Origin of the sequence: Streptomyces sp. NPDC086023 (assembly GCF_044540325.1) — a bacterium.
GTDB lineage: Bacteria > Actinomycetota > Actinomycetes > Streptomycetales > Streptomycetaceae > Streptomyces.
In genome coordinates, this window is sequence record NZ_JBITRX010000005.1 from 406425 (window position 1) to 421547 (window position 15123).

The 15123-nt window shown below is 73.0% G+C and carries 13 protein-coding genes and 2 pseudogenes; 9 read left to right on the forward strand and 6 right to left on the reverse strand.

What is annotated here, in order from left to right:
• Positions 1 to 38 precede the first annotated feature (38 nt).
• Positions 39 to 1211, forward strand: coding sequence for a Ku protein (locus tag ACIF6F_RS13425; protein ID WP_399945452.1), 1173 nt, complete (start codon positions 39 to 41; stop codon positions 1209 to 1211).
• 24 nt (positions 1212 to 1235) lie between these two features.
• On the opposite strand, the gene ACIF6F_RS13430 is transcribed toward ACIF6F_RS13425, so the two are convergent.
• Positions 1236 to 1583, reverse strand: coding sequence for a DUF6479 family protein (locus tag ACIF6F_RS13430; RefSeq protein WP_399945455.1), 348 nt, complete (start codon positions 1581 to 1583; stop codon positions 1236 to 1238).
• 121 nt (positions 1584 to 1704) lie between these two features.
• Here ACIF6F_RS13430 and ACIF6F_RS13435 point away from each other — a divergent pair, with 121 nt between their 5' ends.
• Positions 1705 to 1779, forward strand: a complete 75-nt coding sequence (locus tag ACIF6F_RS13435) for a 50S ribosomal protein bL37 (RefSeq protein ID WP_373297613.1) — start codon at positions 1705 to 1707, stop codon at positions 1777 to 1779.
• A gap of 114 nt (positions 1780 to 1893) precedes the next feature.
• On the opposite strand, the pseudogene ACIF6F_RS13440 reads toward ACIF6F_RS13435, so the two are convergent.
• Positions 1894 to 2724, reverse strand: a pseudogene (locus ACIF6F_RS13440) (aldo/keto reductase); the annotation flags it as partial.
• Positions 2725 to 3275: 551 nt separating this feature from the next.
• On the opposite strand from ACIF6F_RS13440, the gene ACIF6F_RS13445 reads away from it, so the two are divergent.
• From ACIF6F_RS13445 to ACIF6F_RS13475, 7 genes are all read left to right on the forward strand, one after another.
• On the forward strand, positions 3276 to 3599 hold the full coding sequence (locus ACIF6F_RS13445; protein ID WP_399945458.1) for a 4'-phosphopantetheinyl transferase family protein: 324 nt from the start codon (positions 3276 to 3278) through the stop codon (positions 3597 to 3599).
• A 311-nt stretch (positions 3600 to 3910) separates the two neighbouring features.
• Entirely contained in the window at positions 3911 to 4351 is a 441-nt protein-coding gene (locus ACIF6F_RS13450) for a hypothetical protein (RefSeq protein ID WP_399945461.1), read from the forward strand.
• 48 nt (positions 4352 to 4399) lie between these two features.
• Positions 4400 to 5140 (forward strand): ATP-binding cassette domain-containing protein, encoded by a 741-nt coding sequence (locus ACIF6F_RS13455; protein ID WP_399945463.1) that lies wholly within the window; start codon positions 4400 to 4402, stop codon positions 5138 to 5140.
• Positions 5137 to 6432, forward strand: a complete 1296-nt coding sequence (locus ACIF6F_RS13460) for a hypothetical protein (RefSeq protein ID WP_399945466.1) — start codon at positions 5137 to 5139, stop codon at positions 6430 to 6432. The genes ACIF6F_RS13455 and ACIF6F_RS13460 overlap by 4 nt, the downstream gene beginning before the upstream one ends.
• Entirely contained in the window at positions 6422 to 7006 is a 585-nt protein-coding gene (locus ACIF6F_RS13465) for a hypothetical protein (protein WP_399945469.1), read from the forward strand. Before ACIF6F_RS13460 ends, ACIF6F_RS13465 begins: the two co-directional genes overlap by 11 nt.
• 257 nt (positions 7007 to 7263) lie before the next feature.
• The gene (locus tag ACIF6F_RS13470) at positions 7264 to 7479 is read left to right on the forward strand and encodes a DUF6243 family protein (protein ID WP_399945472.1); all 216 of its coding nucleotides are present in this window, start codon (positions 7264 to 7266) and stop codon (positions 7477 to 7479) included.
• A 183-nt stretch (positions 7480 to 7662) separates the two neighbouring features.
• The gene (locus ACIF6F_RS13475; protein WP_399945475.1) at positions 7663 to 9939 is read left to right on the forward strand and encodes a hypothetical protein; all 2277 of its coding nucleotides are present in this window, start codon (positions 7663 to 7665) and stop codon (positions 9937 to 9939) included.
• Positions 9940 to 10135: 196 nt separating this feature from the next.
• Here the strand turns inward: ACIF6F_RS13475 and ACIF6F_RS13480 are convergent, their stop codons facing one another.
• The 4 genes and pseudogenes from ACIF6F_RS13480 to ACIF6F_RS13495 form a co-directional block, all read right to left on the reverse strand.
• Complete coding sequence (locus ACIF6F_RS13480; RefSeq protein ID WP_399945476.1) at positions 10136 to 10762, reverse strand: hypothetical protein; 627 nt, start codon at positions 10760 to 10762, stop codon at positions 10136 to 10138.
• A gap of 150 nt (positions 10763 to 10912) precedes the next feature.
• On the reverse strand, positions 10913 to 11443 hold the full coding sequence (locus tag ACIF6F_RS13485; protein WP_399945478.1) for a hypothetical protein: 531 nt from the start codon (positions 11441 to 11443) through the stop codon (positions 10913 to 10915).
• Positions 11444 to 11698: 255 nt separating this feature from the next.
• A complete protein-coding gene (locus tag ACIF6F_RS13490) occupies positions 11699 to 12154 on the reverse strand; it encodes an SWIM zinc finger family protein (protein WP_399945480.1) in 456 nt (151 codons plus the stop codon).
• Positions 12151 to 15113 (reverse strand): annotated as a pseudogene (locus ACIF6F_RS13495) (DEAD/DEAH box helicase). The gene ACIF6F_RS13490 and the pseudogene ACIF6F_RS13495 overlap by 4 nt, the downstream one beginning before the upstream one ends.
• Between the last annotated feature and the right edge of the window lie 10 nt (positions 15114 to 15123).

Sequence of the window (15123 nt, forward strand, 5' to 3'; positions counted from 1 at the left end):
CCACGAACCCGGCATACAGGCACGAAAGGGAACCCATCGTGCGATCCATCTGGAACGGGGCGATTTCCTTCGGGCTTGTCAGCATTCCGATCAAGCTCGTCAACGCCACCGAGAGCCACTCGATCTCCTTCCGCCAGATCCACACCGCCGACGGCGGCCGGATCCGCTACCGCAAGGTCTGCGAACTGGACGGCGAGGAACTCACCGCCGACCAGATCGGCAAGGGGTACGAGGAGGCGGACGGCTCGATCATCCCGATCACGGACCAGGACCTGGCGTCCCTGCCGCTGCCCACCGCCAAGACCATCGAGATCGTCGCCTTCGTGCCCGCCGCGGACATCGACCCCCTCCAGATGGACGCGGCCTACTACCTGGCGGCCAACGGCGTGTCGGCCGCGAAGCCCTACACCCTGCTGCGCGAGGCGCTGAAGCGGAGCCGGCGGGTGGCCATCGCGAAGTTCGCGCTGCGGGGGCGGGAGCGGCTCGGGATGCTGCGCGTGGTGGACGACGTGATCGCCATGCACGGGCTGCTCTGGCCGGACGAGATCCGGGCGCCGGAAGGCGTGGCCCCCGAGACGCAGGTGACCGTGCGGGAGGCCGAGCTCGACCTCGCGGACGCCCTGATGGCCACCCTCGGCGAGGTCGACCTGGAGAGCATGCACGACGACTACCGGGAGGCGGTGGAGGCGCTGATCGCCGCCAAGTCCTCGGGCGAGGTGCCGGAATCCCCTGCGGCGGAGCCCCGCGGCCAGGTGATCGACCTGATGGCGGCGCTGGAAAAGAGCGTCCGGGCGGCCCGGGAGTCCCGCGGTGAGGCCGGCGCCGAGGGCGGAGAGGGGGAAGCGGAGGAGGAGCCGGCCGCGGTCACCCCGATCCGGCGGACGGCGGCCGCCCCGAAGGCGGTGGGCGGCAAGAAGTCGACGGCGGCGGGGACGAAGCGGAGCGCCGCGGCCGTGAAGGACACGACGGCCAAGAAGACGACCGCCAAGTCCACGGCGAAGAGCACGGCGAAGACCGCGAAGAGCACCGCGAAGAGCACCGCGAAGAGCACCGCCAAGAGCACCGCCAAGACGGCCTCGAAGGCCGCCGCCGGCAAGACCGCCGGTACGAAGAGCGCCGCCGCCAAGACCACCGCGAAGAAGGCGGCCGCCAAGAAGACGGCCGCCGGGAAGACCGCAGCAGGCACCCCCCGCAGGCGCTCGTCCGCCTGAGGGGGGTGCCGGTGGGGCCGGGGTTCAGACCCCGGTGGCGCCGAAGCCGCCGCTGCCGTTGGCGCCTCCGCTCGCGTTGGCTTCCCTCCGCTTGCGCACCTCTTCCGGGTGCTCCGACGTGCGGGACCCGAAGTTCCCGTAACCCTGCATCTCGTGCGGCCGCAGCCCCTCCGGGGGGATCTCGACGGGATCCCGCTCCTCGCGCACCTCGTACACGGCTCCGCCGTCGGGCAGGTGCGGCTGCGTCTCGGGCTCCGGCGGCTCCGGCTCCCGGTCGCGCACCTTCCTTCCGAACCAGAAGGCGAGCAGGAGGAATGCGGCGATCGCGATCCCCACGAACAGGAACGGCACAATCTCACCGAATGTGTCCATATCTGAGTATTACCCCAGATAGCCGATTACTACCTTGGATGGTCATCGATGGCGGTTTCGTCCGGGGCGCGCAAGACTGGCAGCGCACGCCCGCCCCCCACCCGCGAGGGAGATGACGAGCATGTCGAAGCGAGGCAACAAGCGGCGCGCCCGCAAGAAGAAGGGCGCGAACCACGGCAAGCGGCCCAACGCCTGAGCCGTCGGACCCGCGTACGAGGGACCCCGCGCCCGGCACGAGCCGGGCGCGGGGTCCGTCATGTGGGGGGTCGGTTCACCGGCGCACGGGTCCGTGCACCGGTGGGGCCGCAGGTCAGTTCACCGAGTCGAGCTTCGTCCGCTGCTCCGGCGTGAGGTCGAGCTCGACCGCGCCGAGGTTCTCCTCCAGCTGGGCCACCGAGGAGGCGCCGACCAGCGGCAGCACCGGGATGTCCCCGCCCATCAGCCAGGACAGCACCACCTGGTTGACGGTGGCGCCCGTCTCGGCCGCCACCTCGCGCGCCGCGCGCAGCCGGGGCTCGGTGCCGGCGTGGTCGAAGCCCGGGCCGAGCGGCTTGTCGTCCCGTACGTACGCGCCGGAGATCAGCGGCGAGTACGAGACCTGGGTGAGCGAGGGGTTGGCGCGCAGGTGGCTCAGCAGGTCGCCGCTGACCAGACCCTGGTTGCCGTCGGGCGAGCGCAGGCTCGGGACGTCGGTGCGCTGGCGGAGGTAGCTGTGGTGGTGCTGGAGCACCTCGTAGCCGGGTACGCCCGCCGCGGCGGCCAGGGCCCGGGCGCGCTCGATCCGCCAGGCCCAGTGGTTGCTGGCGCCGAGCAGGCCCGCGACGCCGTCCGCGACCACGTCGGCGAAGCCCTGGACGGTCTCCTCCAGCGGGGTTTTCTCGTCCATGATGTGCGCGTGGAGCAGGTGGATCTTCTCGATGCCGAGGCGCTCGCGGCTGGCCTCCGAGGACTCCCGGATGACCTTGGCCGACAGGCCCTCGACGTCCAGGCTGAAGCCGCTGGTGGGCTGGTTGGGGCGCGCGCCCAGCTTGGTGGCGATGGTGATCTCGTCGCCGATGCCACGGCTCTTGATCCAGCGGCCGACCAGCTCCTCGCTCTCGCCGCCCTGGGTGCCGTGGACCCAGAAGGCGTAGTTGTCGGAGCGAGATCCGCGTCGGCGGCGCGGGGGTGGCGCTCGGCTACCCCGGCCAACCGGACCTCACGGCCCAGCGCTTCACGGAGGACCCGCACGCCCTCCACGCCCTCCAGTACCAGCCGCGACCTCGGCCGCCTCCGCCCGGACGGCGCCCTGGAAACCTCGGCCGCATCGACGGCCAGGTCAAGATCCGCGGCTTCCGCATCGAACCGGACGAGATCCGCTCGGTCCTCCCGGAGGCGATCCGCGAACTGGCCGGGACGGACACCGATGCGTGCGTACGAGATCACAGCCGCCCCCCTCCACACGGGCCCGCCCCCGCAGGGCGACGACGTGGCGGTCTGGTGGCTGAACACCAGCTCCGACGTCGTCGGCGGCCACCCGGTGGACGGGGACCACACCCCCCTCTCGGCAGCGGAACGCACCCGCGCCTCCCGCCTCCGCCGCCCCGGCGACGGCCACCGCCACCGTGCCGCCCACATCGCCCTGCGCCTGGTCCTGGGCGGCTACACCGGCCAGGCGCCCGAGTCCGTCACGCTCTCCCGCGAACCCTGCCCGTGCTGCGGCGACCCGCACGGCTCCGCCCGGCCCTGGCGGGCACCGCCAACCTCCACTCCTCCCTCTCGCACAGCGACGACCTGGCCCTGATCGCCGTATCCGGGGTCCGCATCGGCGCCGACGTGGAGGGCATCCGCCAACAGACCATCGTCGGCGAACTCCTCCCGTCCCTCCACCCCGACGAACACACCGCCCTCCGCGCCCTCCCGGACGCCGGCCGCCCCCGGGCCCTCGCCCGCCTCTGGACCCGCAAGGAGGCCCGCCTCAAGGCCACCGGCCAGGGGGCCTCGCCTACGGCTTCACGGACCCGTACGTGGGCATAGCCGAAACCCCGGCGCCCGTAAGACACTTCACGGTCGTGGACCTCAAGCCCCACCCCCCTACGCGGCGGCGATAGCCCTGAGCGCGGCCGCCTGACGGGACGGGAGGGATCCCCGCGGAGGCCGGGGCGCCGGGGTTGACGGACGTACGCGTGCGACGCCGGAGCGGAACCGGCGCACCACGCCCCCGGCGTCACCCGTTCAGGCGGTGATCACCCGTCAACCCCGTCTCTCGGACCCGGGTGGACACGGAGCGTGACATTCTCGATGCCCCACGTAACGCCAGCCCGGCGCAAGCGAGTTGAGAGGCACCCATGTCGCGCACCGCATCCCGTAAGCACCTCGCCACGGCCCTCGGCGGAGTTCTCGTCTTCACTGCCTTCGCGGAGACCGCCTCCGCCGTGAACTGGGGGCACGTCACGGCCATGTACGACGGGAGGCAGCGGGCGACGGCCTACGGAACCTTCTTCAACGACCGCGACGTGAACGCGAAGAACAAGGTCCTGTCCAAGGACCTGGCACCGGACGGCAATACGGTCTACACGGCCGGGCACTGGTATTACGAGGGGGGCGGCGAGGTGTTCCCCCTGAACACCCCCGAGCACAACCACACGTACTACGTCGCCCACTACCGGACGCACCCCCTGGACCCGAAGGCCAAGTCCGTCCGCGGTGGCACGCGCGCCTGCGTCCAACTCGGCTGGCCCGTACCGGACACCTGCTCCGCCGAAGCGCTCCCCACGTTCTCCTACTGAGCCGGGAGCATCGACGTGATCACCAATTCCCCAAGCGCAGAGGCGCGCATGCGCATCCGCACGCTCCTCGTCCGGTACGGCTCCAGGGTCGTCCTCGACGTACCGGACCTGGTCCTCGGCACCGGCGTGACCGCCCTCACCGGCGCCAACGGATCCGGCAAGACCACCCTGCTGAAGACCCTGGCCCTGCTCATCCGCCCCTCCGCCGGCACCGTCGAACTGGAGCAGGACGGCTCCGACACCGGTCCGCGGACCGCACTGCGCCGCCACCGCGCCGTCGTCGGCTTCCTCCCCCAGGCTCCGGAGTTCCCGGGCCATTTCACGGTGCGCGACGCGATCACGTACTCGGCCTGGCTCCGCGGCATCCCGCGAGCCCGCCGCGGCGAAGCCGTGGACCGAGCCGTAGAGGACCTGAACCTCACCCCAGCCGCCGACACCCCCCTCCGCAACCTCTCGGGCGGCAACCGCCAACGAGTCCACATCGCGCAGGCCCTCGTCCACGAACCGGCAGTCGTCCTCCTCGACGAGCCGACCACCGGCATCGACATCGAGCACCGCATCGCGCTGCGGGAGTACCTCGCCCGCTGCGGAAGCACGCGCTGCGTTGTGATGAGCACGCACCACACGGAGGACGTCGAACTGCTCGCGGACCGCGTCGTCTCACTGCGCGAGGGATCGGTCGTCTTCGACGGCACCCCGGAGCAGCTCATGGCAAGGGCTTCGAACGGCACGCCCGCGGCCCGTTCCATCGAACGCGCGCTCCATGACCTGGGAGGGGCGAACGCATGACCACGACCCGCGCAGACGAGACGCACGCGCCGACCCCCGCGGAACGAACGCCCGCACCCCGACCGGTCGCCCGTACGAGCACGACGGCTCTCCTCCTCCTCCGCCGCTCCGCGGGCCGGACGGCAGCCCCGTTCTTCCTCCTCCTGGTCGTCCTCAACACGGTCCTGCGCTCGATGACCTGGAAGCACGAACCCATGTGGGCCGTGTACCAGTACAACTTCACCGTGATGCTCCTCGGCCCACTCCTCGCCGGCGTCGCCGGCTGGGAGGGCTACCGCCTCTCCCGCGCGGAGACCTTCCTCGCCGCGCACCACCGCCCCCTCACCATCCTCGCCACGGCCTGGGCCGCCCTCCTCGCCTGGTGCGCCGCCGCGTTCCTGACCGGCCTCGCCGTAGTGATCGGCATCGTCATCTGGTCCGGAACTCCCCTCACCATCGGCGTGCCCGAACTCCTCACCCCCCTCCCGGCCCTCGGCCTCCTCGGCCTCGCCTGCGCCGCAGGCCTCGCCGCCGGCTGGCTCGGCCGGGGCAAGCTCGCCGCGCCCATGGCAGCAGTCAGCGTCTTCCTCGCCTTCCTGCTCCTCTACGCGGGCGACCTGTCGGAGTTCGTCATGGTCGGCGGCGCCACCAGCTCCCTCGTGGGCCTCCGCCCCAAGGCCGACACCCAGCTCGCCCAGCTCGCCTTCTACCTCGCCGCCACGCTCCTCACCCTGTGCGCAACGGCGTGGAGCGCCGCGTGGCACTACCCCCGCCGCCTTGGCACCGCCGTGGCATGCGCACTCCTCAGCGTCACGACCGCCCTGAACCTGGCCTCCGTCGACCCCCTCTACCTTGAGGCCCGTCCAGGCGACGTCAGGTGCTACGGCAGCCGGCCGGAAATCTGCCTCGGCCACGGCTACACGCAATACGAACCCCGCCTGCGAGCAGCCCTCGCCCCCATGGTCCAAGCGGTCTCATCCCTCCCCCTCCCCACCCCCAAAGCCTTCCGCCAGGACGCGCTCTCGACCTCGACCGACCTCGGCCAGCTGTCGACGGACACGGTCACCGGCGATCCGGACCTCCTCCTGGACATGTTCCTGGGCACGTACTACGGCTCGACCTGCGACATCGAGCCCGGCAGCGCAATGGACCGGAACTTCACCAACGCCCGCTTCTGGCTGGCCGGCGCAGCCGGCGCAACCCCCTTCGAGGACCCGGCCCTCGACCCCCGTCTCCGCACCGGCACGCCGTCGGAACGCGCCGCCATCGCCCGTACCGCCCTCCAGGGCCTGAAGGCCTGCCGTGCCCACTGACGCCGCCGCCCTGTACGTCTACGCCCGGCGCTGGCACCTACGCCGCCAGGCCCTCGTCACCCTGGCCTGCGCCTTCCTCTGGGTCGCGACCCCGCTGCGCCTGTACGACGTACCCGCTCGGGACGGCGTACAGGGCGCCCTCTGGCCCCTGGTCCCAGCCCTCTTCGCGGCCACCCTCCCGGCAGTCCTGGCCACTGCGGCCGACACCCAGGAACGCATCACCCCCACCGCCACCCGCGTCCGCGCCCTCACCACCGCCCTCGTCGCCGCCCTGGCCCTCGCCCTGGCCCTCACGGGCGCCCTCAACGACCCGGCGGTCGCCTTCCGCAACACCCTCCTCCTCACGGGCCTGGCCTTCGCCGGAGCCTGCCTCCTCCCACCCCCCGCAGCCTGGACCCCACCCGTGGCCACCCCGATCGTCATGTGGCTCCTCGGCACCAAACCACAGGCCCAGGTGGAACCCTGGGCCCTGCTCCTCCTCCCGGCCGACACCCCCCACCCCTGGCCCATCGCGGTAGCGGTAGCGGCCACGGGTACCACCGCCTACCTGATCCGTGGCCCCCGCTCCGGCTGAACCGGCAGGGCACCCGGTCAGCCAGTACCCGCCTCGAAATGGAGGCATCCGAGGAGTACGGGCAGCGGTCGGGCCGGCGCCGGGGCAGCGGTAACGCTGGTGCGCGAGGCCGACGGGACCGGGTAACGTCGGCGTCATGTTCTTCCAGACACCGGTTTACGAGTGAGAGCGTGACGGGCCCCGCCACCCTTCGGCGTCGCCGCCCGTCACCCCCCGATGAACCCCCGAATCACTCCACACCATCACCGGGAGAACCCGTGACCAAGAGCAAGAACATCAACAACCCCGTGGGCCAGGGCGGAGGCCAGCGCAAGCGGCTGTCCCGCGCCGAGCGGGCGAACAACGGCCCGCACCGCAACCTCGACCGCCAGGGCGCCGCCGACAAGAAGGCTGAGCTGCTGCGCAAGATGCGCGAGAAGACGGGCACGACCGAGCCCGCCGACCAGCAGGGCGACGACACCACCCAGAGCTGACACGCCGCCGCCCCACGGCGGCACCGCACGGAGCAGGGCCCGCACCGCGAAAGCGGCGCGGGCCCTGCTGCCGCTCACGTGACATGCGGCGACCCTACGCGCCTCGCGTGCCGCTTCGTTCATCCTCCGGGGAATCTCACCGGAGGGGACCGGGCGGCCAGGCCGCCCCGATACGCTGCCGGGGTGAACATCGCCGTGCCGCTGCTCCTCGATATGGACACGTTCCTCGCCCGGGCCGAAGAACGCGGAACCCCGCTGGAAGCACGGGCAGCCGAGGCCGTCCTCGGCCTGCTCGCGCTGTGCGAGGCACGCCGCCGGACCGGCTTGCCCGAGCCCACCGAGGAGCTGGCGGCGGAACTGCTGCACACCCTCCTCCCGCTCTACGCGAGCGCCACCGAGGAGGAGCTCCCGGACTACGTGGCGGCGCTGGTCGCGCTGGCCGACCACACCCGCGAGGCGGGCCGGCTCAATGCCAAGCGGCATGCGAGGCTCGTGGCCAGGGTGCACGAGCTGGCCGGAGGTTTCCGCCAGGCGATGACCAGCCCGCGCCGCATGACCTGGCCCCGGCTGTACGGAAACCTGCTGCGAGCAGACGGAGTGGACACCACCGATCCCCAAGCGGTGCGCGATTGGCTGGACGTCTTCGCCACGCGCCCGTACGCGGAGCGCCGCGCCGCGTTCGCCTTCGCCACGTCCTCCGCGGAGGAACCGCTCGCCGAAGCGGCCTATGCGGAGGCGCTGTGCGCGGAGCGCTCCAGGCAGGCCCGGCTCCTGCTCGCCGGACGGCTGGAGGCAGCAGCAGTGGCCGAGCGGGTGCGACCCCGACCGGGCGAGGGCCGGTTGGTCGCCGATGCCCCGGCCGACCTGTCCGACGACGAGCTGGACGACTGGTACGACGAGCAGGCGGCCACGCTCGCGGACCGCTGGACGGCAGCCGGGCTGGACGCGCTGTTGCACGGCCCCTTCGCGTACCTGTCGCCTGGTGGCGGGGCGGTTCCCGGGTCTCTCCTCACCCTCACCGAGGCCATGGCCGGGACGCACCTGGAGATGGTCGGTGACGAGTTCGCGCCGCTTCCCCCGGCCCCGCTGCCCCTCTCCCCGGAGGATCAGGCCGCAGGGCTGCGTGCCACCGCGCTTCCCCAGCTCCTGGAGCGGGCCGCCGCCGACCCGGAGGGAGCGGACGACCGGACGCGTGAACTGGCGCTGACGACCGGTTTTCTGGTGCACGGGCAGGACGGCGTACTCGCCGCGGGGCCGTCTGCCGAAGCCTGGCGCGACGGCGGTCCCGCGGAGGTGACCGGACTGGCGCTCAACATGCTGGGCGCCCTGCTGGCGCAGCTGGCCGAGGACGAGGAGACCGCGGAGGAGTACGACGGCGAGCACCTGCTCACGCTCTACCTCCTGTGCGGGGAAGCCGGAACGGCACAGTCGTTGGCCCGCCTGGCCGCCCTCGGAGACATGTGGCTCGTCCCGCCCCAGCACGAGAGTGTCCCCGTGACGTCGGCCGGCCCGTCCACCGGGGACTACGAACTGCCCGACGTCCAGGCCCTGTCCGCGATCCTCGGCATTCCCACGCTCGCCGAATCCGACCGTGAGGACCTGCGGCCGGCTGCCGCCCGCCTGGCCCGCCTGATGGACGGCCTGGCCACGCTGGGCGTCACCGAACGCACCGGAGACGCCCTCAGCCTCACCCCGATCGGCTCCGCCCTCCTGCGCGAGGCCCTCCTCCTGGGCACCGGAGGCGCGGCCGCCGACGTCTTCCCCACCCGGGAGCAGATGCGCGGCTGGGACGCGGGGCGCCTGGTGGAGGCGGCCCGGCACTGGCCGCAGCCGGTCGCCCGGCAGACCCTCGGCGACTGGCTGGCCGCGCGCGGCACTGCTGGATGGCCCCCTCTGCTCCAGGCAATCGCCACCCCCTGCCGCCCGGGACCGGAGCCCGCCAGGAGGCGGTCCCTGCTCACCGCACTCGATACCACCCTCGTGCCCGATGAGACCTTGCACGGGCTGCTGGCCGACTCCGTGCTGGGCGGCTGGGCCGAACACCTCCTGTCCGCACGAGGGCAGGAACCGGCCACCTCTGCCGTGCCCCTTTCGGCCCGTGCGGTGCTTCTGGTGGACGAGCTCGAAGCCGTGCGGCTGGCCGCGTCCCTCGACCACCGCCTGACCGCGGACGAGGACCAGCCGGAGCCCGATCTCTTCGACGGGCTGCGAGCCGCCTTCGACAAGGCCGCGGCGGACTGGCCCGGTGGCGGCCCGGCCCTGCTCACCGCCCTCACCGCGGCGGACCCGCACACCACCGCCTCCCTGGCGCAGCAGCTCTCACACCACCCCGACCGCGCCACCGCCGAACAGGCCGGCCGAGCCTGGCGGACCTTCCTCACCAGCGGCGCGTCTCACGCCGGCTCCCGGCGGACGAAGCGGCCCGCGCGGCGCGCCCGTGGGAAGCGCGGGCGGAGCTGACAGCAGCGCCGGCCGGAACACGGTCCCCGAGGGACCGGGCCGCTGAATAAGCTGGTGCGGTCCGGTCTCCACCAGGTCATGTCCGATCCCTTGTTGCGGGTGCCCCCGGCGGGCACTCGGAACATGGGAAGAACGAAAGCCGCTGGTCAGCGGGGGTGAGTTGGTGATCTCTGAGGTCGTCTGGCTTGAGTGAGGTTCACCCCCAGGGCGTGCTCCTGTGGGCGTGGGCGCGCAGCCGCAGCGCGGTGAGGGCGGCGGCGCGGCCAGTGGCGGTGAGGGTGACGGAGGAGCGGCGGCGGTCGAGGTATCTCAGGAATCCGAGGGCCTCGCCGGGGCGCAGCCACATCCACAGAAGGTGGCGGATGTCGTCCGGCCCGGGGGCGCTGCCGTCCGCGAGGGTGAACGCCTCGGCGGCCAGGCTGTGCGCGGCGGTGGCGAGCTCGTCGAGGGTGCGTTCCCCCTCGATCAGGGCAGTGGTGGCGGCTTCGGCGAGATCGGCGGTGACGCCGTCGCCGAACCATGCCCGGGCCGCAGCTGTCTGCAGCAGCACCGGATCGGCCAGGTGCTGCCGACCGCGGGAGGTGAGGGCGAGCTTGCGGTGCCGTTTGGCGAGCAGCCGGGCTTTACGGGCCAGTTCGTGCAGCTCGGCGAGGCGAGCGACATCGTGCTCGGAACGCGGCACCATGCCGGGCAGGTACCAGTCGTAGCGTTCGGCGGCCTCGATGACGAGGGCCCGTGGCAGGTAGCCGGCCTGGGTCAGGGGCACGCCGTCGCCGACCGAGTTCAGCAGCCAGCACAGGGGTTCAGCTGTGCGGTCGGGCACCTCGGGCGCCACGGCCGGCAGGTCTGCCAGGCGGCCGCGCAGTCGGCGCCCGGCGGCGGGCGGGGCCTCGGCCCAGGTGCGGCGGCGCTCGATATGGATCGCGTCCAGTGGGGTCTGGCCGCCGTGCGCGGGGTGCGGGGTGGTGAGCTTCTACGAGACGCCGGGTGACTGGCGCCTGTCCCATGCGGCCGTGAGCGCGGTGACCGGGTCAGGGGCAGAAGCCGCGCACGGCCACCACTCGCCGTCCTCGCGTGCGTACGGGTACCAGTGGGCGTCCGGGCCGAGACGGAGCTGGAGCCCGGCATCGTCGAGGGTGAGACGGTTCCGCCAGGCCCGCAGGCGGGGCGGGGCGGCCGTGTCGGTCATCTCGGCCAAGACCCGGTCGAGCGCGCCCCGGGCCGCCTCCATGAGCGCGGGCTCGGGCGTCAGGGGCTCCAGGGCGGTCGTCACACCGGTATCGCCGCCGTACCGCCACGCGCGCACCAGGCGGGCGAACTCCAGCGGGCGCAGTCCCGTACCGGCCTGTAGAGCGTGGAACCACTCCGGGCTCCGATGGCCGGCGGCCAGCCGCAGGGCGTCGGCGCGCCGGGTGAGGTGCGCGCAAGCGGTGTCGCCGGCCAGGAGGCGGGCGGCGCGGGCTGCGGTGTCCGCGGCGAGATCTCGCAGTCCGTTGGCGGTCAAGCCGGAGTCCGAGGGCGGGTCCGCGGCCAGACCGGGTGCCCGGTACGGGGCGGGGGAGGGCGGCTCGGGCAGCGCGGGGCGCTCGGCGGCCCAGCTGGCGTAGGCCGCCGCCGCTGGGACACCGGCCGGGGCGGCGGGCGCGGATGTGGGCGCGGGGATGCGGCGGCGGCGCAGCTCGGCGAAGACCTTCTCCTTCGTACGGCCGCGCAGCGCGAACAGGACGAAGGGGTCCGCGTCGATGCCCGAGGCGATCGCTTAGCACAGGGCGGCGGAGTGCTTGCAGGGGTAGCCCCAGTCGGGGCAGGAACAGCCGGGGTCGAGTTCGGTGGGGAGCGGCAGCAGCGGTACACCGGCGGCGCGGGCGTCCTCGACGAGGTCCTCGGGCATCTCCCCGTCCCGCAGCGCGGCGGTGTGCCCGGCGCGGGTGGCGATCGTGTTCAGCAGCGTGTCCCACTGGCGGTCGGTCAGGGCGGGGACGCGTACGGAGGTGCGGTACGGGTAGTAGTCGCTGCCCTGCACGGGTGCCTTGATCACGCCGGAGGAGACGGCGACCTCGCCGACCTTTCCCTGGCGGGCGTACGTACGGCCGCGCGAGAGGCGCCCCGCGTCCAGGGTGGAGTCCTCCAGCGCGGCGACCCAGGCCCGGCCCCACCAGGTGTCGGCGACGGCGCGCCGGCCGCCGGCGGGCGCGCGCCGTGCCGCCGGGCTCATGACTGCCCGCTCAGGGCGACGAGTTCGGCGAGCTCGGCGTCACCGAGCTCGGTGAGCGCCCCCTCGCCGGAGCCGATCACCGACTCGGCCAGCGCCCGTTTGGCTTCGAGGAGCCTGGCCACTTTGTCCTCCACGGTCCCCTCGGTGACGATCCGGTGCACCTGCACGGGCCGGTCCTGGCCGATGCGGTAGGCGCGGTCGGTGGCCTGGTCCTCGACGGCGGGGTTCCACCAACGGTCGTAGTGCACGACATGGGTGGCGCGGGTCAGATTGAGCCCGGTGCCCGCGGCCTTCAGAGACAGCAGGAAGACGCGCGTCTTTCCGGTCTGGAACTCCGTGACCATCTCCTCGCGACGGGCCACCGGGGTACCGCCGTGCAGGAAGAGCGGAGCTGGCCCCGCGCGGCCAGGTGCTTTTCGAGGAGCTTCGCCATGCCCGTGTACTGAGTGAAGACCAGCACCGACTCGCCCTCCGCGGTGATGGTCTCCAGCAACTCGTCGAGGAGTTCGAGCTTGCCGGAGCGCCCGCCCAGCGGCCCGGACTGGCGCAGGTACTGGGCGGGGTGGTTGCAGATCTGCTTGAGCGCCGTGAGGAGCCCCAGGACCAGGCCGCGCCGGGCGATGCCCTCGCTCCCACGGATACGGTCCATGGTCTCGCGGACCACCGCCTCGTACAGGCTGGTCTGCTCCGTGGACAGCGGCACGATCCGGTCGGTCTCGGTCTTCGGCGGCAGCTCGGGCGCGATCCCGGGGTCGGATTTCTTGCGGCGCAGCAGGAAGGGGCGGACCAGGCGGCCCAGGCGCTCGGCGGCCTCGGGGTCCTCACCGGCTTCGATGGCGCGGGAGTACCGCTCCCGGAAGGCGGGAAGCGGGCCGAGCAGCCCGGGGGTGGTCCAGTCCAGCAGGGCCCACAGCTCGGAGAGGTTGTTCTCGACGGGGGTGCCGGTCAGCGCCACTCGCGCCTTGCCGGGCAGGGCGCGCAGTTCGTGGGCGGTGGTGCTGTACGGGTTCTTGACATGCTGGGCCTCATCGGCGGCGACCATGCCCCACGCCACTTCGGCGAGCCGCTCGCGGTCGCGCCGCAGCACTCCGTACGTCACCAGGACGATCTCGCCGGGGGCCAGGTCGTCCAGGTGCCGGTCGCCGCCGTGGAAGCGGCGCACCGGGACGCCGGGCGCGAACTTCTCCACCTCGCGCTGCCAGTTGCCCAGCAGCGAGGTCGGGCAGACCACCAGGGTGGGCCCCGCGGTCGCCGGGTCCTGCAGGCGATGCAGATGCAGGGCGAGCAGAGTGATGGTCTTGCCCAGGCCCATGTCGTCGGCGAGGCAGCCGCCGAGGCCGAGTTCGCACATGTCGGCGAGCCAGGCCAGCGCGCGCATCTGGTAGTCGCGCAGGGAGGCCTTCAGTGCTGCGGGTTGCGGGATGGGTTCGCGGGTCTGAGGGTCGCGGATACGGTCGATGAGCGCGGCGAAGGCTCCGGTCGCGGCGACGGGTACGCTCTCGCCGTCCGCCTTCACCTCGCCGGTCAGCGCAGCGGTCAGCGCTTCCATGGGGGAAAGGGGTTTCCCGCGGCGGCGCTTGGCTCGGGCCACCAGCTTCGGATCCGCGATCACCCACTGGTCGCGCAGCCTGATCAGCGGGCGGCGGGCTTCGGCGAGGGCGTCCATCTCGGCCTCGGTGAGCTCCTGGCCGCCGAGTGAGATCTGCCAGCGGAAGTCGAGCAAGGCATCGGCGCCCAGCAGCGAGGGTGCGGCGGAGCCGGGGGCTCCGGGCTGCCCCACCTCGGCCTGCGCGGTGAGCGCCTTGACCAGCTCGCGGGGCCAGTGCACGTCGATCCCCGCGCCGCGCAGGGCATCGGTGGCGTCTCCGAGCAAGTCAACAGCCTCGTCGTCGCTCAGGTGCAGCTGATCGGGGGCGGTCTCCTGGAGCAGCCGGCCCAGCGGTGGCCAGGCGCGGGCGCCGCGGCGCAGCGCGAGCAGTGTCTCGGTCTCGGCGTGTGGTCCCAACTGCCGCTGCACGGTGGTGGGATCGGCCCACAGCCGCTCGGCCTCAACGACCAGGGCCGGGTCGTCGGCGGTGTGCAACTGTACGACCGCGCGGAACTGCCCCCGCCGTCCGGCGGGCGGCTCGGCGCGCAGACTGACGGTGACTTTCGCGGACAGTCCCGCGTCGGTCTCCTCGGCCCACTCGCGGAGGGCCGGCACCGGGCGTACGTCGCGCCACGCGTAAGGGAGCCGACCCAGGGCGAGCGCGGCGGCGGGGGTGCGGGCCAGCGCATCGGTGACAGCATCGGCGAAGTCCCGGACGAGCGGGGCGGGTTCGACGATACGTACCGGAGAAGTACCCGGTAGCGGGAGGCAGTGCGCGTGTGGCGGAAAGGCGGCAGCCAGTTCATCGACGGCCTGCCGGGCCGCGGTGTCGTACGGGCCGATGCGCCAGGCGTCGTACCCCTGCGCGGTGAGCGCCGGATACAGCCGCCCTTCGGCGAGCATGCGCAGCGCGAGACGGGCGGCCGCCGCCCAGGCGGCGGTGGAGGGGTGGAGCGCGGTGGCGTGCGGCCGTATCTGCGAGCGCCGGGTCGCGTCTGAGTGCGGGAACCCGGCGGTGCTCGACGGTTCCCCGGGGTGTGGCGGCGGGACGGCGTCCACCAGCGCGATCGTGGCCGTCGCAGGCTGCACGGCGTACGAGTCGACCGTGCGGCGGCGTACGGAGCGTCCGTGCGGCAGGACCAGTTCGACCCGCTCCACGTCGACGCCGGCGGGCCGCGGCCTCGGCGCCTCCGGGGCGCCGGCGGGCTGCCACAGATGCAGCCGCCCGAGGCGGTCCGGCTCCCCCGGCACGAACACCGCGGCCCAGCCCGCGCCGAGGAGCCCCCGCACCCAGGCCGCGCATTCCGCGGACACCAGTGGCTCGGACGCGGGGGCATGAGAGGGCCCGACCGGAACGATGATGCGGGCCATACGAAAGATC

Bases quoted from the DNA above. Each gene is read 5' to 3' on its own strand.
- ACIF6F_RS13430 (WP_399945455.1), bottom strand. From the start codon at position 1,583: ATGGACACATTCGGTGAGATTGTGCCGTTCCTGTTCGTGGGGATCGCG.
- ACIF6F_RS13450 (WP_399945461.1), top strand. From the start codon at position 3,911: ATGTCGCGCACCGCATCCCGTAAGCACCTCGCCACGGCCCTCGGCGGA.
- ACIF6F_RS13455 (WP_399945463.1), top strand. From the start codon at position 4,400: ATGCGCATCCGCACGCTCCTCGTCCGGTACGGCTCCAGGGTCGTCCTC.
- ACIF6F_RS13460 (WP_399945466.1), top strand. From the start codon at position 5,137: ATGACCACGACCCGCGCAGACGAGACGCACGCGCCGACCCCCGCGGAA.
- ACIF6F_RS13490 (WP_399945480.1), bottom strand. From the start codon at position 12,154: ATGAGCCCGGCGGCACGGCGCGCGCCCGCCGGCGGCCGGCGCGCCGTC.